Origin of the sequence: Anabaena sphaerica FACHB-251 (assembly GCF_014696825.1) — a bacterium.
Classification (GTDB): Bacteria; Cyanobacteriota; Cyanobacteriia; order Cyanobacteriales; family Nostocaceae; genus RDYJ01.
This window is the reverse complement of sequence record NZ_JACJQU010000009.1, coordinates 175715-198593: the sequence shown is the minus strand read 5'-3', so window position 1 is coordinate 198593 and position 22879 is coordinate 175715. Positions and strand designations below refer to the sequence as shown.

16 protein-coding genes are annotated in these 22879 nt (G+C 39.4%); 8 read left to right on the top strand and 8 right to left on the bottom strand.

Going from position 1 to position 22879, the window contains the following annotated elements; translation table 11 throughout:
- The first annotated feature begins 500 nt into the window (after positions 1–500).
- Together psaC and glmS are read left to right on the top strand one after the other, a co-directional pair.
- Positions 501–746: a photosystem I iron-sulfur center protein PsaC gene (gene psaC, locus H6G06_RS16475; RefSeq protein ID WP_010997613.1), complete on the top strand. Its 246-nt coding sequence runs from the start codon at positions 501–503 to the stop codon at positions 744–746.
- 376 nt (positions 747–1122) lie between these two features.
- Positions 1123–3000, top strand: coding sequence for a glutamine--fructose-6-phosphate transaminase (isomerizing) (gene glmS, locus H6G06_RS16470; RefSeq protein ID WP_190561987.1), 1878 nt, complete (start codon positions 1123–1125; stop codon positions 2998–3000).
- An 89-nt stretch (positions 3001–3089) separates the two neighbouring features.
- Here glmS and H6G06_RS16465 read toward each other — a convergent pair whose 3' ends face one another.
- Entirely contained in the window at positions 3090–5876 is a 2787-nt protein-coding gene (locus H6G06_RS16465) for an NB-ARC domain-containing protein (RefSeq protein ID WP_190561985.1), read from the bottom strand.
- Positions 5873–6217, bottom strand: coding sequence for a hypothetical protein (locus tag H6G06_RS16460; protein WP_190561983.1), 345 nt, complete (start codon positions 6215–6217; stop codon positions 5873–5875). The genes H6G06_RS16465 and H6G06_RS16460 overlap by 4 nt, the downstream gene beginning before the upstream one ends.
- A 171-nt stretch (positions 6218–6388) precedes the next feature.
- Between H6G06_RS16460 and H6G06_RS16455 the strand changes: the two genes are divergently transcribed.
- On the top strand, positions 6389–6652 hold the full coding sequence (locus H6G06_RS16455; protein WP_190561981.1) for a hypothetical protein: 264 nt from the start codon (positions 6389–6391) through the stop codon (positions 6650–6652).
- Positions 6653–6733: 81 nt separating this feature from the next.
- Here the strand turns inward: H6G06_RS16455 and H6G06_RS16450 are convergent, their stop codons facing one another.
- The 4 genes from H6G06_RS16450 to topA form a co-directional block, all read right to left on the bottom strand.
- Entirely contained in the window at positions 6734–9400 is a 2667-nt protein-coding gene (locus tag H6G06_RS16450) for an HD family phosphohydrolase (protein WP_190561979.1), read from the bottom strand.
- A 361-nt stretch (positions 9401–9761) separates the two neighbouring features.
- Positions 9762–10694: an ADP-ribosylglycohydrolase family protein gene (locus tag H6G06_RS16445; protein ID WP_190561977.1), complete on the bottom strand. Its 933-nt coding sequence runs from the start codon at positions 10692–10694 to the stop codon at positions 9762–9764.
- A gap of 84 nt (positions 10695–10778) precedes the next feature.
- A complete protein-coding gene (aroQ, locus tag H6G06_RS16440) occupies positions 10779–11279 on the bottom strand; it encodes a type II 3-dehydroquinate dehydratase (RefSeq protein ID WP_190561975.1) in 501 nt (166 codons plus the stop codon).
- 724 nt (positions 11280–12003) lie between these two features.
- Positions 12004–14655 (bottom strand): type I DNA topoisomerase, encoded by a 2652-nt coding sequence (gene topA / locus H6G06_RS16435; protein WP_190561973.1) that lies wholly within the window; start codon positions 14653–14655, stop codon positions 12004–12006.
- Positions 14656–15549: 894 nt separating this feature from the next.
- On the opposite strand from topA, the gene H6G06_RS16430 reads away from it, so the two are divergent.
- From H6G06_RS16430 to H6G06_RS16420, 3 genes are all read left to right on the top strand, one after another.
- Positions 15550–16902 (top strand): AAA family ATPase, encoded by a 1353-nt coding sequence (locus tag H6G06_RS16430; protein WP_190561971.1) that lies wholly within the window; start codon positions 15550–15552, stop codon positions 16900–16902.
- On the top strand, positions 16899–17699 hold the full coding sequence (locus H6G06_RS16425) for a ParB N-terminal domain-containing protein (protein WP_190561969.1): 801 nt from the start codon (positions 16899–16901) through the stop codon (positions 17697–17699). The genes H6G06_RS16430 and H6G06_RS16425 overlap by 4 nt, the downstream gene beginning before the upstream one ends.
- A gap of 222 nt (positions 17700–17921) precedes the next feature.
- Entirely contained in the window at positions 17922–19484 is a 1563-nt protein-coding gene (locus H6G06_RS16420) for an NAD(P)H-quinone oxidoreductase subunit N (RefSeq protein ID WP_190561967.1), read from the top strand.
- Positions 19485–19771: 287 nt separating this feature from the next.
- On the opposite strand, the gene H6G06_RS16415 is transcribed toward H6G06_RS16420, so the two are convergent.
- The gene (locus H6G06_RS16415) at positions 19772–20344 is read right to left on the bottom strand and encodes a response regulator (protein WP_190561965.1); all 573 of its coding nucleotides are present in this window, start codon (positions 20342–20344) and stop codon (positions 19772–19774) included.
- Between the two features lie 263 nt (positions 20345–20607).
- Here H6G06_RS16415 and lipA point away from each other — a divergent pair, with 263 nt between their 5' ends.
- Both lipA and psaX read left to right on the top strand, forming a co-directional pair.
- Positions 20608–21513, top strand: coding sequence for a lipoyl synthase (gene lipA, locus H6G06_RS16410; RefSeq protein ID WP_190561963.1), 906 nt, complete (start codon positions 20608–20610; stop codon positions 21511–21513).
- Between the two features lie 149 nt (positions 21514–21662).
- Positions 21663–21779: a photosystem I protein PsaX gene (gene psaX, locus H6G06_RS16405; RefSeq protein ID WP_190561961.1), complete on the top strand. Its 117-nt coding sequence runs from the start codon at positions 21663–21665 to the stop codon at positions 21777–21779.
- Positions 21780–21891: 112 nt separating this feature from the next.
- On the opposite strand, the gene H6G06_RS16400 is transcribed toward psaX, so the two are convergent.
- On the bottom strand, positions 21892–22758 hold the full coding sequence (locus tag H6G06_RS16400) for a branched-chain amino acid ABC transporter permease (RefSeq protein ID WP_190561959.1): 867 nt from the start codon (positions 22756–22758) through the stop codon (positions 21892–21894).
- Positions 22759–22879: the final 121 nt, after the last annotated feature.

Genomic DNA, 22879 nt, shown 5'->3' with positions numbered 1-22879 from the left:
GCTTGTTGACTTTGAGTTGGGTCTTGAATCCTAGTAGCATACAAGTATTTTACTGTGATTCTGTCATCAAGAGCAGATGAGCGGAAATTTTGAGCAAATGTGAGTATTTGTTAGTGTTAGTTAAGAAAACAGTAACTAGCTACTAACCTCCTGCCTCCATAACTGAATGTTATGATTTCTTTGCCATCTTGTGGCTTCTGACATTGCATAGCCATCAATCAATAGGTACTATAGGTTTAGCTTTGGGGAATTGACTTGGGCTTTACACATCTTTACAATTTGGCTTTGTTCTGGAGAGTCAACAACTTCAACGCCAGAGGGCGATGTTGCTGATTAAAGCTGAATAGCGGCGATCTTGGCAGATAAACTGTTGAGAGAGCTTATTAAATTGTTTGAAGTTATGTAGCCTTTTACTTACAGCCCATCCAGCACTGCGGTAAACTATGCCTTGATTATGATTCCTTCCCAGAGAAGAACACCTGAAAGGAGCAGTTTTTTCAATGTCTCATACCGTAAAAATCTACGATACCTGCATCGGCTGCACCCAATGCGTCCGCGCTTGCCCCACTGACGTTCTAGAGATGGTTCCTTGGGATGGCTGTAAAGCTGCTCAAGTGGCATCTTCACCCCGCACAGAAGACTGCGTAGGCTGCAAACGTTGTGAAACAGCTTGCCCCACTGACTTTTTGAGCATCCGGGTTTATCTGGGCGCTGAAACAACTCGCAGTATGGGTCTAGCATACTAAAATACTGGGAATTTAAAATACTCAGTAAAATAGTGCTGAGGACTGAGCTAGGGAGAAACAAGAAATCCATCGACTAACATGATTCTTGCTTCTTCTCTCAGGACTCAGCACTTAAAACTTTTTAATAACCAGATACCCGACTTTTTGGATAAGTCATGGTTATATATTGATACCTGAGCTAGTGATTAAGGGAGCAACTTGCTAAGTTACTCCTTTTTATTTGATATAATTAACCCTTTATGCTTATGTTGACAACTAACTATAAGTTAATAAATTCAGGAACCATGAATAGTGAAAAGTTGTCAAGCCAATATTCGCGTTAATAGGGTGCAAGTGACAACATAATAATAATCTTGTAACTAAAGTGGTATAAAAAATGTGCGGAATTGTTGGCTATATAGGCACTCAAGCGGCGACAGATATTTTACTAGCTGGGCTAGAAAAGCTAGAGTATAGAGGTTATGACTCAGCTGGAATTGCCACCATTTGGGAAGGTGACGTTCATTGTGTGCGGGCTAAGGGTAAACTGCTGAATTTGCGTTCCAAACTGGAACAAATCGAAAATCTTGCCCAAATTGGTATTGGTCACACTCGCTGGGCAACTCATGGTAAACCAGAAGAATATAATGCTCATCCACACATGGATACGGCGCTGCGGGTAGCAGTGGTGCAGAATGGCATTATTGAAAATTATCGGGAGTTACGGGAACACCTGAAGGGGCTAGGACACGAATTTCGTTCAGAAACAGATACAGAAGTTATTCCCCATCTCATCGCAGAATGTTTAAAACATTCTCCTGAAAATTCTGCCTCCCCTTCTGCTTTTTTAGATGCAGTGCTGGCAGCGGTGAGTAAGTTAGAAGGGGCTTTTGCTGTAGCTGCCATTTCTGCTGACTTTCCTGATGAGTTGATTGTAGTTCGCCAACAAGCGCCTTTAGTGATTGGCTTTGGCCAAGGTGAGTTTTTCTGTGCTTCCGATACTCCGGCGATTGTCCCCTATACCCGTGCTGTATTGCCTCTCGAAAACGGCGAAATCGCTCGTTTGACTCCTTTGGGTGTTGAAGTGTATAACTTTGCTGGACATCGCTTGAAAAAGCATCCCCGCACCTTGAATTGGAATCCCATCATGGTGGAAAAGCAGGGTTTCAAACATTTTATGCTCAAGGAAATCTATGAGCAACCAGGAGTAGTTAGGGCTTGTTTAGAAGCTTATTTTCCTGCTAGTTCAGCAACACCTGTGACGCTGGGTTTAGCTGAGGAGTTTTACGCAGATTTAGAACAAATTCAAATTGTGGCTTGTGGTACAAGTTGGCACGCGGCTTTAGTCGGTAAATACTTGTTAGAACAATTGGCGGAAATTCCTACTCAAGTACAGTATGCTTCTGAGTTTCGCTATGCACCTGCACCTTTGACAGCTAATACTTTAACTATTGGTGTGACACAATCAGGGGAAACTGCGGATACTTTAGCAGCTTTAGCGATGGAAAAGGAACGTAGACATGGAAGACAGGCTAAGTATCAAGCGCGACTTTTAGGCATCACTAACCGCCCAGAAAGTAGCTTGGGTAACATGGTTGCGAATATTATCAATACTCATGGGGGTATTGAAATTGGTGTTGCAGCGACAAAAACTTTTATTGCCCAGTTGATGGCGTTTTATGGTTTGGCCTTAGATTTAGCTTATCGGCGGCAAACAATTACTGCTGCTAGATTAGCAGAAATAGTTGCAGGTTTGCGTCAGTTACCCGCAGAAATTGAAGCGATTTTAGAAACTCAAGAGAGATATATTGAGCATTTAGTTCATGACTTTGCAGAAACAAAAGATTTCATTTTTGTAGGGAGAGGAATTAATTTTCCCATTGCTTTAGAAGGGGCTTTGAAATTAAAGGAAATTAGCTATATTCACGCGGAAGGATATCCAGCAGGAGAAATGAAACATGGACCCATTGCATTGTTAGATGCGAAAGTTCCTGTCGTGGCGATCGCTATGCCTGGTAGTGTATATGAAAAGGTGATTTCTAATTCTCAAGAAGCGAAAGCGAGAGATTCCCGTTTAATTGGGGTGACTTCTGTTAATGATGGGGAAGCTGCGGAAATCTTTAATGATTTAATTCCTGTGGCTGAAGTGGAGGAAATTCTATCGCCTATTCTTACAGTTATACCTTTGCAATTGTTAGCTTATCATATTGCAGCACGGCGGGGTTTAGATGTGGATCAGCCAAGGAATTTGGCGAAGTCTGTAACTGTGGAATAAAAAGTAGAATATTAACCTCTAAGGTAATAGAAATTATATTACTTTGGAGGTTATTTTATATTATACCAGAAACAACAAAGATTTTAAAGTTAGTCTCTTTTGACATTAGGAAAAATCTGATAAATCTCCTGCCAGTGAGGACTTACCCAACTGGCAATACGGATTACTTCTCTGAAAATCACGATAGATAAACCACTTTCAACTTCTTCAAAAGCCGTATCCCAGTCTGTTAATGTCTCTATAAAAATATCTATATCATCTACTTTTATCCTAGCTAGTCCATGTGCAAATTGCTTAATTTTAGCTAGTGCAGTACAAACAGCTAATAAATTTTCCTCACCTATATTTTCAGGCATTAATTCCAAATGTATCTTGACTGTTGAAAATAGGTTTTCAGATTCATCCTTTTGCCCTTTTTTATGAAGTGATTTTATTAAGCTAGTAAGAGCTATTATTTTTTCTGGTATATACTTGATTTTATTTGCTATTTCTTCTGCGTTGGATAATAAATCAATCTTGGCTAGTGTTTCAATTATTTCTCTATCTTCACTGTTTTTTATTCCTCTATCTTCAATTTTTTGAATAAACTCTTCAGCTTTTAAGAAATTACCACATCTAGCTAATGCTATTGATAATTGCATTAAAGCGTGTGTATACCAACCATTATCACCTATCATTAATAAAAATTCTTGAGCTTGCTTAATATCTCCAGCATAAGCAGTTGCTGATACTATTTCTATAAGTGCTTGTTCTGCTCCAACACTGTCATTTAATAACGTGGCGATTTCCTGTACTTCGGCAAGATATAATTTAGCCTCTGCTTGCATTCCCTTGTTAAATAATGTTTTGGCTAAATGACTGAGTACATTTATTTTGAAATAATTTCCTTCAATTATTTGTGATATGCTGTAAGCTTGATGAAAAAAATTAGCTTCGGCTAGATTTATAACTAGAGTAATCCATAATTTTGGTAGTTGAAAATTTTTTTTGCATAATTTTATGGCTTCGTGAACTTCAACAAAAGTTATATATGCAAGTTCATCTTTTCCAAGAATAAATAGTAATAAAGCCAATTTACTTAGAATTTGAAGAAATTTCATTTTAGCCCAGTCATCTTGGCAAGAATTTAATAGATAATTTTTATTTTCAAATAACTCAAATGTTTGAGATAAAATAGCGTTATAGGTTTTGGAATCAGTCCCTATTTTACAAATTAAATTAGCCAAATCACAAAACGCTTCAAGTTTAATTAAGCCATCCATTGATTTAATAATTTCCCAGATTTCATCTAAAATTTCTGGCTTAGGTGTTTTCTTTTCATAAAGAGATTTATAAATAGTGATTAATCCATAAAATCTTTCTTCAATCTCTAATCTTAAACGAGCATGATTTAAAGCCTCTTCTTCTCTATCCAACCAAACTAAGGTAGCTAAATCATCATTATTATATAAACTAACTCTTTGATTAACTATTTGCCGTGCTGTATGTAGTTGCACTAAAATTAATAATTCATCTGCGGTTAAAGGATCAGTAAAATTATTTATTGCCAATTGCAAATCAGCGACGTATGCTGCATCACCTATACAAGCAATATATTTTGCCTCCATCCAATCAGGTGATTGTGTCAAAAGTCTATACAGTTCATCTTTGCGTCCTGATTCTCTCAAATGGTAAGCCAAATTTTGAAAGAAATAACCATCATTTATTCCTGTATGCCAACCATGAGAACAATATTGAGAATAAGCAGCTAATAAACGATTATGTAGTATGGATAAATCACCAGCTTGCTTAAGTACATAGTCATATTGAAGGTCATGTAAAGTTAAACAATTTTTCTCATCACGACGAATTAGGGATCTTTCTACGAGTAAATTAATATGATCTTGGATATCATGTTCATTTAACCCTTCCGATTGCCAAAAAGTTTGTAAAACTGCTTCAGAAATTAGTGTATCTTCTGGAAAAACAGCAAAATCTAGATATCGTTTTTGTAAATCAGGTTCTAATGCTTTAACACTAACCTGTATTGCTTTGAGTAAGTTTGGATATTGATAATTTTCAGGAAATTCAGCTTCTATTTTCTCTAAATCAGCATTACGAAGTTTATATAATACATTTTTCCAAGGGTCTGGCTTACCTTTTAACATTGCCCCAATCATGGCTAATGCTAAGGGTAATCTACCACATTCTTCTACTATTTGATGTGCTTCTGGAGGTAAAGTTTCTGGATGTTGTTTTGCCCATAAAGCTAGTAATGCTAGTGATTCTGGAACTGTTAGCAAGTCTACTGGATGATTAACAGCACCTACTCCTTCTAATACCCTACTATCCCGTGTTGTAATCAACATCTTGCAACGCTGACCTAAAATATTAAAGGCTTGCGCGTCTTTAGTTTTCCAAACATCATCAATAATTAGTAAGCAAGCTTTATTTGCAAATAATTCACCTAAATAGACTTTACCTTGTTGCACATCTTGAAATATTTGCGAACTATCACCCAGCATTTTAGCTAAATCTAATTGTCTTAAGGTTAGTGCTGGTTGCTGTCCAAGTGTTATCCACAAAATACCATCAGGGAAAACACTTCTTATGTCTTCATCATGGGCTAAAATTGCGGCTAAAACTGATTTGCCAATTCCTCCCATACCTTGTAAACCCACACGATGAGAAATTCCTGTAACGGCTACTCTTTGGTTTTCATTCTCAAGTAATAAACTTTTGATTTTATTGAGTTCATGAGGACGTGGTAGGAAATTTAAAGGTTGTTCTGGTACTTGAGAAAGCTTGCCTAATATTTTGGATTTAGTTTGATGATTATCTAATTTTTTTGATTTCTCAAGTCTTTGAGATTCCCAAAGTTTATCAAAAGCTCTCAAATTTTTTGTTTATCTTTACTCCAAAGTTTCAAGGCAAAGTGCCAATTAGTGCTTCCCTGTGTACTTGTGCGTCTATCTTCACATAGTTCCAAATGGATCAAATTTCTAATAACTTCGTAAAAGTAATCATCTTTGTCTAATTTGGCTAGTTTTACTAAGAATCTCCGTGGAGTTTCATAAATAATTAATTTGGGATTATTACTATCTTTATCTTCCCATCTGTATTTGATGTCTAGATCATCGGGGTTATCCAAAACATAAGATAGTAATTCTTCTAAAAAGCGACTGGTACGCTGTTTAGCGGCAGCACTGAAATTAGGTTCTTTCTTAGGTTTATTCATAGACTGAGTATAATAATTTTTTGTAAAAAAGTTTGGGAATTCCCAAAGATAAACAAGTTCCCAAACTCTGTATTTACTATTATACAAGACTTCCAGCCTTAGTTAACCGATTCTTGCCTTGGGAAATTCCCAAATCATAACCTCTAACTAACGTTACCGAGGTTACATCAAATGACAGTGCAAACTCAATTCTTAACTCCCACAGAAATTGGTAGAGAATTAGAAAAACTCACTAGTAAAAAAATTAGTGCTATTAAGGTTAATCAACTACTTCAAGAAATGCAGTTACAGTACAAAGCTGCTAATCTGTGGCAACCAACTATATTGGGTAGAGGATTAAGTGTAATACTGCCCTACACAGGTAAAAATAATCATTGTGGATTTCAAGTTAAATGGAGTACGGTTATAGTTGATTTGCTAAAAAACAAAATATAGACAGATGAGGGCGATCGCATTTTTGAAGAGGTGCGATCGCCTAATTTGGCTCTGATAGCAAAAAAAGCGATCGCTTATCTATTAACTATTACCCGATTTATCATTACTAGTTTTTGACTTAGGATAAGCAATACGTTTATGATGAAATTGTTGCCAAACTTCCACAAAAAGTTGAGCAATTTTTGGCATTTCCTCCCTCGTCAATCCCGAATCTACCAATTGCCCCTCTTGCCATTTAGCACGGATAATATTATTCAGCATACTTAATGCTTGTTCTGGAGTCGCATCTTTAAGACTTCGCAACGCGGCTTCACAGGAATCAGCTAACATGACAATTCCTGTTTCCCTAGATTGGGGAATAGGTCCATCATAGCAAAAATCAGCTTGATCTAATATGATACTAGGGTCGTCCTTAGCCATTTGCTGTGCCTGGTGATAAAAATAAGCGATCGCCATTGTTCCTTGATGTTCAGGAATAAAAGCTTGAATCGCCGTCGGTAAACTATGCTTCTTAGCCATTACCAAACCCTCAGTTACGTGCTTCTTAATAATGGCTGCACTCTTCCAAGGATCTTTAATTTCCGTCTCATGTTTATTTGGACCCCCCATTTGATTTTCAATAAATCCCAATGGGTCGTGCATTTTGCCAATATCATGGTATAGTGTCCCAGCCCTGACCAACTCAACATTGCAGCGCAGCTTTTTCGCCGCAGCCTCCGCCAAAGTCGCCACAAACAAAGTATGTTGAAAAGTTCCCGGAGTTTCCGTAGCCAGTCGCTTTAACAAAGCACGATTAGGATTAGCTAGTTCTGCCAATCGGATAGGCGTAATTAAATCAAACAATGTTTCCAGATAAGGACTTAAACCCAAAGCGATAATACTCCAAGCCAAACCAGATAAACCAAATAACAGCGCATTTTGCAGAATCGTATACCAAGCGTGAACAAATGCTGCACCAACAAGTATATTCAGAAATAAATAAATACTTCCTTGAGTTAAAGCAATCACAATACCTAATAACGCCAATTCTTCGCGGGATTTGAACCTTTGAGCCAAATAACTACTCAAGATTCCCCCCGCAGCACCAGCGACTAGTCCAATCTTATTAATCTCTATAGTAATGGGTAGTATTAACGACATTAGCCCTACCACAGTCACTCCCAAAGTACCGCCGTAAAAGCTTCCCAATAATAAACCGATTGCACTCCACGTAGCATAAGGTACACCCATCGCCAAAACACTAGGAATACTCAGAGTTAGGAGTAATATCAACAAGCGATCGCTTTCTCGCAAATGACTACCAAGCCGCCGTTCCACCCACGCAAAAACGCCAATAGCAGCAATAACCAAACCTGCTAAAAGACTCAAACCCAGCCAATTCACCTCTCGGCGATTCAAGTTATAATAATCCAGGACATCAAATTTCCATGCTGTAATCCGCTCCCCTTTCTTGAGAATCACTTCTCCTTGACGCACCTTTTGCATTACAGATGCCACTTGTTCTGCTGCTAGTTGAGCCTGTTGTTTTGTTTGTTCTACATCTTGCTGGAGATTCGGCCGCAGTACAGTCAACAATACTTTAGTTGCTAAGAATTCAGCTTCACCAGGTACAGAGAGTTGTAGTTGTAGATTCACCGCATCCTGTAAAATACTGCGCGGTAGTCCTGGTGGTATGCCTTGGGTAAGTATCCGTTCTGCGCTTTGATGGATTCCCATTTGTGTTTTTGTCCAGTCTTCATCTGACAGATCCAAAAGCACCGTTTCCCCGTATACTGCTTGTTTCCTTTCAGCCTCCATCTGTAAAAGTTTGGCACTAGCTTGACCATATCCTGCTCTGATTTGGGATATTTGGGTCATAAGTAAAGATAGATTTTTATTTGGGGTAGTGATGCTATAAGCTTTTAGTTCTGCTAATGCTTGATCAAAATCAGGTTTGCCAATCTTACTTTCCTCTTTAATTGCATCTGTCGATAAGCGTGACAAAGGACTAGGCAACGACCTAGAAAATTGGTATCTGTCTGCTGTCCTTGACTTAGGTATCGACGGATAAATTTGTTTCTGATAATTTTCTAAAGCTAGTTTTAGCTTTTCCCATTCTGATGGCACACAAGAACGAAGATATCGCTGGGTAGGAATAGACAAGATTGAAACATCGAAAAAAGGAAAAGATCCAGCAATAGCACGAAGTTCATTCGCATCTTCCAGCAGTTGGCGCAAATTTTCGTTAATTTGCTCATTTTTCTGGGTATTTATCATCAATACAGGGTGAGAATTCGCCTGTGCTAATTTGCGTTCTGCTTCCGTTTGTTGCTGATCTTCGATACTTGCAGAATATGGAGCAATAAAGGTTTGTGGTGCAATAGTCCCAATTTTCATCTGGGGCTGGTTGTATAATTCATGCCCCATTACACCTGTTAAAGTTACCACAGCAATGACCAAAATCACCGCAGAACGCTGTTGATGTAACCAGCGGAAAACAACTGCATAAATGCCATGATTACTGGTCAAAGATTTTGCAGTTGATTGAGGAGCTTTCCTTCCTTGTCGGTGTCCACCTTCCTCACTAGTGGGTAATAAATACAACAGTATATTCCGAATAATCGTTCTGAAAAGTTTTTTATGACTACTTTGACTCCTGGAACTGCTCACCAAACCAAGCCACTTTCCTTGACGGCATAACACTTTGTACTGTCGCCGCAATTGCCGCAATTGCCGGGTCAAGGACTGCAAAAATCGCTGCGTTTTCATTACCTCTGGCTGGTAGTTGCTTACTTTGATAGCCTAAAACAAGACAATCGTAACTACTGCTCCATGAATTATTAACCTCACCTACTATATACAGTTTTTTCCCAAGACAACCCAAACGACTATATATACCACAGCGATTATTTACTGTTGATTAACTAACCTCTCACTGATTGGCTTGTGTCAATTGTAGCAGTTGACTCCAAATATACATATAGCAGTTCCCATGCTCGTGAGGTACAAAGTTTTGGCGTTGCTGAATTAGGGTATGAAATTGAAAAATCAATGATTTCAAACTCTTACTCTCTGTGACTGGAGCGCCTCTGCGTGAAACAAAATCATACTCTTAGCAACGCCTGATTTTTCAACGCGGGCGAATTACACGAGGTGCAGCGAAGATAGAAAGTGGAGCCAATTCCCAATTTATGTCACATCCTTCTTTTGTGAACTCCTTGGTATTTGGAGTCATATTATACGCACCTGACCAGACTGCCACAAGGGCATCAGCTAACTTTAACATCTGGGAAAAGCTGCTCATTCCCCATACTGGTTGATCGCCAGATGATAATAAAATTTGCCAATTGACAGGAATACCTAATGTACTGTTATATGCCCCTGATAAGGCTCCAGTAAACGCAACTGTGGACTGAGAGCCTAAATACCAATAGTCTTGCCTTCCAGAATTATCAGTAGCCCGCAAAACTGTCAGCCGGAAATCTTCTAAGGTACTCAGAAAGCAGTAAAAGGCTAATGCAATATTGTTACTTATTTTTTCTTGCCTACTGAATTCGGTTCGCGCCTGTTCTAATCCCGCCCCTTGCTCTAATAAAGTATTGACTTTTAATAATTTTTGTGGTAATAATGTTTCGGTTTCTCCCAAAAAAGAAATAGTTTGGGAAATAAGGGTCAAAGGATCGAGTTTTTCTGTCAGAGATTTGGCGATCGCATATCCCATAATTAAAGCCGCATCTGTTACCACTGGCTGCGGATTCCAAATGTGTAATACTTGCAGCAAATTGTATTTGAGTTTAATAGGATCTTCGTGAAAAAAAATCGCCACTGGTAAGGCGGCTAAAATTATTTTTGCCCAAGCAGTATTACTACTTTCTAAATCAACGGATGCTTTTTGGCAACGCTTTAACCAATCATCTACATCTAATCTACCCAATATAATTAAACTTTCACTACCCAGAACCGCAATTTCCCCTAAATTACAAGCATTCTGAGTAGTTAAGCTTTCCCCTAGCAATGCTCCCAGGAAAGTGCCTCTAACCCGATTTACGAGAGAATAACGCATATAAATTTTAGATTTTAGATTTTAGATTTTGGATTTTATATTTATTTAAGTATTTCTTCCAAAAGCCAAAATCTACACATACTCTTAAACTTCATCTTTTTTCAGATGATGTACCAGTGCTTGTAAACCCAACAAATAACTTTGGACACCAAAACCACTGATTTGGCCAATTACCACGGGGGCTATGTAAGAATGATGACGAAAGTCTTCTCGGCGGTAAATATTGCTCAGATGTACCTCTACTACAGGTAAATTCACAGCAGCGATCGCATCTCTGAGAGCTAGACTGGTATGAGTATATGCCCCGGCATTAATCACAATTCCCTGGTATTGTCCTAATGCCCCGTGAATTGCATCCAGCAAAACTCCTTCATGATTTGACTGCAAGGCGGTAACCTTAACCTCTAACTTGAAAGCTTCCGCTGCTAACAAGTGGTTAATTTCCTCTAGGGTGAGAGAACCGTAAATTCCCGGTTCTCGCTGTCCTAGTAAATTGAGGTTTGGTCCGTGCAGTACTAAAATACTTAAAATTGCCAAGGTTAACTCCAATACCTTGAGGTCATTAGCGCCGACGGTAACGTTCATTCACAGGAATCGGAATTAGTTCCGGCTCCGGTTCAGCCTCTGGCCCCAGCAAGGCTTCAACTAGCTTCCGCGCTAATTCTTTAAGCTTTTCCAGTACCTTTTCTATATAGTCCATTGAACTGAACGCTCCTGAGATACTACCTCAATTTTGATTAACAGGATCATAGAAACGGGCTAATTGTCGCACTTTTCGTTTCTAATCAGGCTGATACATTCCTGTATTCTAAGACTTGGCACTCTCAGGTCTAAAGACAGTGAGATTCTTGGTTTACCGAAGTTACTACTTACTCTGACAGGATTGCGCCAACCAAAGTAGAGTTATCTTCTCCCCAAGCCTAAGTTTCGGTATGCCCTACCGTACACAACAAAGTTTCTGTTTAGCGGAAGTATGCCCTCAATCTAGCTTTTCTAAACTGCTACACTTTTATGTGAGACTACGCACTCAACCAATCTAGTTAAGTTTTTACGTTGTTTAGTTATACTAACTTTCGGTCTTGCGCTAATTATATCACATACTAAGCAAGCAGAGTCAAAGAATTGAGCGATTAAAATCGCACAAATAGCTTCTATCTCAGCCCTAAAGGGACTGAGTTTTACGCTGACTGAACGGCCCCATAAACCAAGTGAAAATTTGGTTTTGTGTTCTTGCTTACTTATTAGATTATCACAAGGATAAGGGAAAGGGTAAGGAGTAAAATCTCGGAATTTCCCATCTCCCTAGTCCCTAATTTGATGCTTCTTTCTTTTTCCCTCTAGTAGTTGATGATTTGGTCGTACTTGACTTAGTTTTAGAAGTCGTTGATTTACTTGTTCTGCTTGTAGATTTAGTAGATGCTTTAGCTTGCAGCAATTCTAGTGCAGCTGACAGGGTGATAGTTTCCACTGACTGACCTTCTGGAAGACTGACATTAGTTTTGCCATGCTTAATATAAGGACCATAAGGGCCATCGTAAATATTTACAGATGCATCATCATCTGGATGAGTACCCAGTTCCCGTAAAGCTGCTTTAGATTTACTGCTGCTAGAACTACGCCCCTTTTTTGGTTCTGCCAATAACTCCAACGCACGCTCTAGGGAAATCGTCAATACATTATCAGCCGCTTTGAGAGAACGATAATCTTTTCCTTCCTTGCCTTGGTCATGAACCACATAGGGACCAAACCGTCCTAAACTAGCTTGTATTTTTCCTCCCGTCACCGGATGTACTCCCAAGGTTCGAGGTAATGCCAACAGCCCCACAGCTACCTCTAATGTGAGATTTTCCGGTGTTACCCCTTTGGGGAAGGAAGCTTGTTTAGGCTTAGGATTTTCCTCGGTTTTATCACCCAACTGCACATAAGGTCCATAAGTGCCAATTTTCACATAAATTGGTTCACCAGTTTCGGGATGTCGTCCCACCTGGTCAGGCCCGGTAGTTTTTTGGCGCAGCAGGACTTCTACCTGTTTGGGGTTGAGGTCAGCGGGTGTGAGGTCTTTAGGAATAGACGCTGTCACCACACCTTCACCATTTTCTACTTCGATGTAAGGACCATATTTACCAATGCGGACTTTAGCATCTAAGTTTTCTAGTTCTACAGTTCTGGCTTTAGTCGCATCAATTTGACTTTCCTGTTCTCTCACCAAGGTTTCTAAACCATGTTCTCCCAGATAAAATTTCTGGAGGTAAGGTAGCCACTTAGCTTCACCTGTAGCAATATCATCGAGGGTTTGCTCCATTTTCGAGGTAAAGCTAGGATCAACAATATCGGGGAAATGCTTCTCCAGCAAGTCGGTGACAGCAAAAGCCGTAAAAGTAGGAATTAAAGCATTACTCACCAACTGAGCATAACCTTTATCGATGATCGTACCAATAATGCTGGCATAGGTACTAGGACGACCAATACCTTCACTTTCTAAAGTTTTTACCAGACTAGCTTCGGTGTACCTAGCGGGAGGCTGGGTTTCGTGTCCCACAGCTTCCAGTTCTGTGCAAGTGGGATGATCTCCGACTTTGAGGGGTGGTAAAATTACTTCTTGGTCTTCTAATGCGGCTTCGGGATCATCAGACCCTTCGACGTAGGCGCGTAGGTAGCCTGGAAAATCAATGCGTTTCCCAGAAGAACGAAAACCTGCATCTTCAACTAGCAGTTGGACAGTAATTTGGGTCTGGCGAGAATCAGCCATTTGTGAAGCTACAGTACGCTTCCAAATTAAATCATATACTGCAAATTCCCTTCCGCCTAAACCCGTTTCTTGGGGTGTGCGGAAAGTGCTACCAGCGGGGCGGATGGCTTCGTGTGCTTCTTGTGCGCCTTTGGATTTAGTGGTGTATTGTCTGGGTTGGGGGCTGAGATATTGCTTACCGTACTTTTGTTCCACACAACTGCGAGCAGCAGCGATCGCTTGATCTGACAAATGCACCGAATCTGTACGCATATAGGTAATATACCCTTGCTCGTACAAATTCTGAGCAACCCGCATTGTATCCCGTGCTGAAAGACGCAACTTGCGGTTAGATTCTTGTTGCAGCGTCGAGGTAGTAAACGGTGGTGAAGGTTTACGGGTAACTGGACGTTCTTCCATATCCGTCACAGTCCAGGTTTTACCCTCCAGACGTTCCTTCAGTTCTAAAGCTTGTTCCTCATTCAGCAGCACCACATTGCGTCCAGCGGTTATTTGTCCCGTTGTGGGATCAAAATCGCTGCCTGTAGCAACTTTAGTACCTCCAAAAGTCACCAACTGGGCGCTAAAGGGGCTTTTTTCCTGCAATAAACTGGCTTTCAAATCCCAATATGTACCTTCATGGAAAGCACGGCGTTGGCGTTCCTTATTGACCAACAGCCGCACCGCTACAGATTGCACTCTTCCTGCGGATAATCCCCAAGCGATTTTTTTCCAGAGCAAGGGCGATAGGGTGTATCCCACCAGTCGATCTAAAATTCGTCTAGTTTCTTGGGCGCGAACCAATTGCTCATCAATATTACGGCAGTCTGTCAAAGCTTTTTTAATAGCTTCCTGGGTAATTTCGTGAAACACCATTCGCTTAGTAGGCACTTTTGGCTTCAGCAATTGGTATAAATGCCAACTGATGCTTTCACCTTCCCGGTCTTCGTCAGTTGCCAAAATCAATTCATCAACACCTTTGAGGGCATCTTTCAGCTGAGTGACAATTTTCTTTTTGTCCTTGGGGACGACATACACCGGTTCAAAGTCGGCTTCTATATTCACCCCAAGCTGCGCCCATTTTTCCCCTTTGACAGCAGCAGGAATTTCACTAGCCGACTGGGGGAGGTCACGCACGTGACCCATTGACGCTTCTACCCGATAGTCTTTGGGCAGGTAGTTGCGAATGGTACGAGCTTTGGTTGGAGATTCGACGATGACGAGAGTTGACATGGAAATTTCAAAAAAAAGAATAGCTTTGAAGCTAAACAGTCAAGTTGAGATAATTTTGGCGAAATGTCAAGATGAAATATCACGCCTAAGCAGTGATTTTATCCTTACACAAACTGCCCAAAAGGGTGAAAATTCTTTCAACTTTAGGTACAGTCAGCCCCAGAAGACTGGAAATGGCAATGCAAAATGTAAATTGCTTAGATATTTCCATCTTTAACTTATCTAACGCACAATTGGCGACTACAGTTTTCAAAATATCCCTGAAGTGTAACTGGGGTGATGCCTTCTTTCGTTGAGGACTGGAGGTTCTGAGCAATTATAAATTCTACTTTACCTGACTCTGCCTGTGGAGCCGGTTGAGGGACAAAGAATACCTCACTTAACTTTAGCTAAAGTGCGATGCCTGCGGCGTTCGCGAAGCGTCTCGAAGAGAGCGAAGCTATAGCACTTTGGAAGCATCGCTTCTGAACGCTTGATGATCCGTTTTAGGAAATTTGAGTAAAATATTTATGGCTAATTACGTATTATTCTTACAAATTGTTTTAATTATTACATTAAAAGCAATGCTAATTCCTAACTAAGTATCTGAGGTTTAGCTTCATTAAATACTACACCCTGACGGACAAAATAGTTATGAATGTTGATTTGCACAAGCAAATCTTTTAGTTATTCCGCAATCTTCAGCTAGTGGGTTTCCTAAACAAGCAACTGTAATTAAGCTATATCTAGTAAAAATACTTATAAAAATACTTATCCTAATTTATCAGTTTTCCTGTTTGTATATTAATAAGTATATTTAAAATAAGTGAAGATACAGGCTTACTTCCAGTAACAAATGTGGTTAAACTAAAAAAGCCATAGTTTTCATACAAATTCTTGTTTGGTAATTAAGTAATGGTAACTATAGACTGGAATCAAATTTTAGATGGTATTTTACCACATGAGAGTAATGAAGCTCTGATCAGCAAAAGTTTTGTAGACCCTCTGATAGAATCACTGGGATTTAATCAACAAGAGCAGATTCCAGCATTTTCTACAGGAAATGGGACAGTAGATTTTGCCGCTCGCAAGAATGCTGTTAGTGATAATTTCTCATTTTCCAAAACTAATCCCTATTTACTAATCGAAGTCAAGGCACGAGCAACAGGTGCAGGAGCAAATATTAATTTATCGGACGGGACTCCTCAATACATCAGAGCTAGAGAGCAAATCAAAAGATATTTACTTTCTCCGAATTGTCAAAAATCTCAATGGGGCATTATTACTAATTCAGTTCATATCCAGCTATTTAGAAAACATGGAAAAGTTGTTGTACCTGCCACTTCTAGTCTTTTAATTAAAAAAGACAATATTCATGATATTGTTGCTCACATCAAAAATTTGATTGATAATCCACCGAAAGCATTGACTGTCTGTGTTTACAACAATAAGGGTGGTGTTGGTAAAACCACAACAACTGTTAATTTAGCAGCAATTCTCACCCGAAAGGGGAAAAAAGTTCTTGTAATTGACTTTGACCCACAACAAGGAGATTTAACTAATTCCCTTGGATTACAATTAGGAAAAATAAGTTTATATGATTGTCTAGCTGATAGAACTTTAGATATTCGCAATACCATTAAACATTTTGGAGTCAAATTCAAATCGGGAGAGACAGTAAAATTTGATGTTATACCAGCAGATCCAAAAATGGGATTATTTACAGAGCAAGACTTGGTTGCAAAAATTGATAAAGGTTCTGCTAGATTAAGAGATGCTATTAAGATTTTCAAAACTGAATATGATTACATATTTATTGATTGTCCTACAAATTGGATGTTTTTTAGTCAAAGTAGCCTGTATGCCTGTGATGCTGTGCTTATACCTACCAAACACAACAATTTAGCTTCTCTAGAGAATGCAGCTAAAGTGATTAAAGATTTTATCCCAAAAGTTAAAGCAGCTAGACCTGATGGTGGACCAATAGCATTACCTATATTTTTTAATGGAGAAAGTATTTCTCCTCCTCAGCTTAAAACTGCAAATAAAGAAATTCAAGATATTATTATAAGAGAATCAAAACAAATTAATTTACAACCTTACTTTTGGCCTAACTATACAAAAGCTAATACCAATACAGAAATATTCATTCTACCAAGTTATGCAATTGTATCAGGTGCGGCATTTGATCGTATACCCGCTGCTTTTAAACATTCTACTGCTGCACAACATTATCTCGATTTAGCGAAGGAATACTTTATTTTATGAGCGATTTTGATAATATTGGCAAACTCAAGCACCTGCTTTTAAAAGAAATTGAGCCTAGTGAAAAAATCTCTGAATCAGAATTTATTGTTACAGCAGCAGCAGAAGCTATTTTACAAGCTAATGGACGCAATTGGATTCCGGCTATTGTTCAAGAAATTGCTGATTACAAATATCAAATAGTTAGCAATCAATTGGTTTATGCGGCTGCTCAAAAAGCTGGTTTAGATCGTGTTTGGTGTATAGTCATTTCCCCAGAATCTCAAAATATTGAACAAGCGAAAATTTTAGCTAGAGAAGCTATACCAAAAATTAATTTAACTACAGCTTCAAGAGATATTATTTTAGCAGCACTGCGATATTTAATTGCTGAACCAGCTAGTGCATTAAAAGGTGTAGACCCTGTAATAGCTACTGACAAAATTGCAGCAGCAGATCGAGAAAGTTGGTCAAATTTAAACCCGATAACTACTTTAAAATGCGGTATTACTAAGGGAAAAAAATTAGATCATCTATCTAAAATTTTCTTTGTATCTCCACCAATATCAACTTCACAACCTTTACCACCCCCAGAGAGCATTAGTATTAAAATTGCCACAAGAGATGAAATTTTTAGTCGGTTAGATTATTTATCCCAAAATAAAATAGATGGCTTTGACAAGGTTGATATAGAAACAGCAGCAGATATTATTTGCAGTGCTAGTAAAGGTAAATGGAAAAGCTTAAATCCTATTTCTAAGCTTGAATGTGGTCTTAATACAACTAAAATCAAGACTTTGAAAAAAGTGTTTAGTCTCTAGGTACAAACGATCTGGCAATATTCTGAATTTTTCTTTTGGTTCATCCAGACATTGTATCAGCTAAAATATAACACGAGGTTTAATAGTATAATTACTTAGATTGAATGGTCAACCAGCATCTGTGAGTTTAAAATATACGGATAAATGCAATTTTGGTCAAGAACTATAGATAGAATTAACTCAGTTAGCCTTGATCTCTAATCGACAAAACCTATACATCTCATGGATTTTGCTAATATTGCATCCCAGTTAAATGCTGGAACGATTTTACCAGAGGGAATTGTCATTCTCACCCTCTTGGGGGTTTTGATTGTTGATTTGATTTTGGGGCGCACATCTTCACGCTGGATTGGATATCTGGCGATCGCTGGTTTATCAGCTGCGATTGTCGCCCTATACTTACAATGGGATTCCACCAATCCCATCGGCTTTACTGGGAGCTTTAATGGTGATGACCTCAGTATTGTCTTTCGCGGTATCATTGCTCTGTCTGCTGCTGTGACTATATTGATGTCGATTCGCTATGTAGAGCAGAGTGGTACTGCTTTAGCAGAATTTATCGCCATTTTGATGACTGCGACTTTGGGAGGAATGTTTTTATCAGGTGCTAGTGAGTTGGTGATGATTTTCATCTCCCTAGAAACCCTGAGTATTTCCTCTTATTTGTTAACAGGTTATACCAAGCGTGACCCTCGTTCTAATGAAGCAGCCCTGAAATACCTGTTAATTGGAGCTTCCAGCACAGCAGTGTTTTTATACGGTGTATCACTGCTGTATGGTTTATCCGGTGGACAAACAGAATTGAGTGCGATCGCTAACGGTATCGCCGCAGCTAACGTCAGTCAATCTCTTGGTTTTGTAATTGCCCTTGTTTTCGTCATTGCGGGAATTGGTTTCAAAATCTCCGCTGCACCTTTCCACCAGTGGACACCAGACGTTTATGAAGGCGCTCCCACCCCAGTCATCGCCTTCTTATCTGTCGGTTCCAAAGCAGCAGGTTTTGCACTTGCTATCCGCTTATTGACGGTAGTTTTCCCCCTCGTCGCTGACGAGTGGAGATTTGTCTTTACAGCCCTAGCAGTCCTCAGTATGGTCTTGGGTAACGTAGTTGCTTTAGCCCAAACCAGCATGAAACGGATGTTAGCTTATTCATCCATTGCCCAAGCTGGCTTTGTGATGATTGGTTTAATTGCTGGTACTGATGCAGGTTATTCCAGTATGATATTTTACTTACTGGTTTACCTGTTCATGAACCTGTGCGGCTTTACCTGCATCATTCTCTTCTCTCTGCGGACGGGAACAGATCAAATTGCTGAATATTCAGGTTTGTATCAGAAAGACCCACTGCTCACACTCGGTTTAAGTATCTCTCTGTTATCCTTGGGTGGTATTCCCCCACTAGCTGGGTTTTTCGGGAAGATTTACTTATTCTGGGCAGGTTGGCAAGCTGGTCTTTACTGGTTAGTTCTGCTAGGTTTAGTTACCAGCGTTGTTTCCATCTACTACTACATTCGTGTAGTTAAAATGATGGTGGTTAAAGAACCCCAAGAAATGTCCGACGTAGTGAAGAATTATCCTCAAGTGCGTTGGGATTTACCAGGTTTAAGACCTTTACAAGTTGGCTTGATAGCAACTTTAATTGCTACTTCCATCGCGGGTATTTTGTCCAATCCGTTGTTTACTTTAGCGAATAATTCAGTTGCGAATACTCCCATTTTGCAAGCCGCAAAAGTGGCGAGTACACAAGCAAATGTAATTATTACTAAGCAAGCAGAAGAATTGTAGATTGATTCATGGGTAATGAGTAATTAACTCATTGCCCATTTTTGATCATGTCAGAATCAGTATTTATAGGATTTCATGATTTTCATGATTAAGTTAAATTTATAATTTTTGGTGCAGATAGCTTTTAATAAACAGGATTCATCTATTTAAATTATAGAAATAAAAGTCAAAAAAAACCTGCCATTTTCTTCAATTAAATAAAAAATTGCAGGTTTGGTCAGTCTATAACTGATTTTATAGACTGAAGTATTTTGGGTGGCAAAGATAATAGAAAGAGCCAATAAGACTTATTTGATTTTCTGTTTAATAAATGTCACAACCTGAGTTAGCTGTTTCTTCAAATTATCAATTTCAGCTTGCATTTTGACAATTTTGGCATTTAGAGCCTGAATTTCTGCTGAAGAAGCACCTTGTGTAGAAGCAGATTTAACTGCCACTTGCTCTGTTTTTACACCAGCTACTGGAGTTGCAGCATCTCGACGATCTTTTTTAGCAGCTGCCATAGCTAATTTAATAGCATTAATCAGCTGTCTTTGGTCAAAAGGCTTGCCCAGAAATTCAAAATACTCAAATGGTTCAGGGATTTTTTCTGTTACTTCTTCCTTGCGACCAGACATGATCACCAAAGGAATTTTCTTTAATTCTGGGTTGGCTTGAATTTTTTGGAAAACTTCCCAGCCACTCATTTTCGGTAAAATAAAATCCAACATGATCAAGCTGACGTTTTCTTTGAGGATGAGATTATATCCTTCTAAACCGTCTTTTGCTTCCAATACCTCAAAATTGCCCGCAGGCAACATTTCACGTACTTTTACTCTGACAACTGTAGTGTCATCGATAACTAAAATTTTGTTGGCCACGACTGATTACTCTACCAGAGACTATAAGTTTAGATGGCTGATTCGCCGATTGACATTAAGAATTCTCCCACTATATACAAGATTTGTGTACATTGGGGGAGAGTATATTTCTGTATAAGTGCCAAAATTGCAAGTAATGTGTCAAACTGCTGCTTGCGTTGTGAACAATGGTTTGTAAGCTATTAGTAGCTTTACCTTTATAGGTATTATATTACAAGTTTTCACGGTAATTTTTTATCTTGTCAGGTTAATCAACGGATTATATGACTTCTTCACAAAAACTCAAATCAGAAATTGCAGCAATGCCTAGCTGGCTACGCCATTCTATTGGCAAAGCCAGTGAAATCTCGACCGTACAACGTATTATTAAGCAGCGTCAAATTCATACAATTTGTGAAGAAGGCCGCTGTCCCAACCGGGGGGAATGCTACGCCCAAAAAACGGCAACTTTTTTACTCATGGGACAAACTTGCACCAGGTCTTGCGCTTTTTGTCAAGTAGATAAAGGTCATGCGCCCATGGCCCTAGACCCGGAAGAACCGCAAAAGGTAGCAGAAGCAGTACAGCTTTTGGGATTGAGCTATGTGGTACTGACTTCTGTAGCCCGTGATGATTTAGCAGATGGGGGTGCTGGTCATTTTGTCAAGACAATGGAAGCAATTCGCCAATTCAACCCAGAAACGCAAATTGAAGTTCTAACACCAGATTTTTGGGGTGGTGCAGGTGTGGGTGAAACTGGTCAAAAGCAGCGGATAGCAATGATTGTTACTACGAAACCAGCGTGTTACAACCATAACGTGGAAACAGTACGGAGATTAACTGGTCCAGTGCGACGCGGAGCAAAGTACGATCGCTCGTTAAGAGTGCTGGCAACAGTTAAAGAAATTGATGACAGTATACCCACCAAGTCAGGTTTAATGCTGGGACACGGTGAAAGTAGGGAAGAAGTCATTGAGGCAATGGCAGATTTGCGGGCTGTAAGGTGCGATCGCTTAACACTTGGTCAATATATGCGCCCATCCTTAGAACATCTGCCTGTACAAAAATACTGGACACCAGCAGAATTTGATGAACTAGGTAACATAGCCAGAGAGATGGGATTTAGTCATGTTCGTTCTGGTCCGTTGGTGCGTAGTTCCTACCACGCTGGTGAGGAAGGTGACAGGTAACAGTAAAAAGTTTACCTCTTCCCAGTCCCCAGTCCCTAGTCCCCAGTCCCTAGTCCCCTGTTCTCACACAAATATTTTTAAAGATTCTGGGGAATTGGCGCTTATGTTTGGTATTTGTTAAAAAGTCATCAAATCAGGAGAATCAAATTATGACTTCTAAAGGTAAAGCTGCTAAACCTTCTTACGCTTTCCGTACAGGTTGGGCATTGCTACTGTTGGCGATCAACTTCTTGGTAGCAGCTTATTATTTCCACATCATTGAATAATTAGAAGTTGCTCGGTGCTGCTCAACTCAGTGAACAGTTAACAATGAACAGTTATCAGGTGCATGGTGAGGTTTTTCCGCCCTCGATGAAACTGATAACTGATAACTAACTGCTAAATCGTGCCTTTGAATAAACCTTTGGGACGGATGAGCAGCACCAAAATCATGATTAATAAGGCTACACCTTGTTTATACTGTGAACCCAGCCAAGGGGTGCTGACTTCTTGGACGATACCAATGATAAAAGCAGCGGCGATCGCACCGTAGGGGTTGCCGATACCTCCCAAAATTACAGAAGCAAATAAGGGCAAAATCAAAAACCAGCCCATATTCGGACGTACAGCAGTAATCAAACCGTACATACTACCGCCTAAAGAAGTAAAAGTACCAGCAATTACCCAAGTCCAGAGAATTACTCTGTCAACGTTGATGCCAGAAACTCTAGCTAAGTCTAAATCATCAGCAACTGCTCGCATGGCTTTACCAATTTTGGTGTTTTGTAGCAGGTAGTGGAGGGACAAAATCGCCAGCACAGCTAACCCTAATACCAATAACTGATTTTGGGGTACTCTTAACTCCCCAAATTCTAAAGCAGGGATGACAGGGAGATTATAGTTTTGGTTTTTACCTCCCCAGATAAAAATAATCCCGTTGCGGAGAAATAAAGCTAGTCCAATAGAGATGATAATCAGTGTTGTGGAAGTAGCACGAATCGAGCGCATCTTTGACCACAGCAATTTTTCCGTCAGTAACATCACCGCTACTGTTCCCGCTGCTGCTAAAATCATTGATAGCCAGATATTTAGCCCCAAGGCATTTGCTACCAAAGTCAGATAAGCTCCCAAGGTGAGAAAATCACCGTGAGCAAAGTTAGATAATCGTAAAATTCCATAGGTTAGTGTCAGTCCCACCGCTGCCAGAGCAATAATGCTGCCCACAGCAATCCCGTTAATAATTAATTGAGCTAGTTGTGCATCCATTGTTTTAAGTTTCTATGCAGAAAAAAATAAATGTGTAATTTAATTCCAGAAATGTTTAATTAACCGTTACAATTGACACTATCAGTTAAGTTTTACAATTAAGAAAGATTTATCCGTTAAA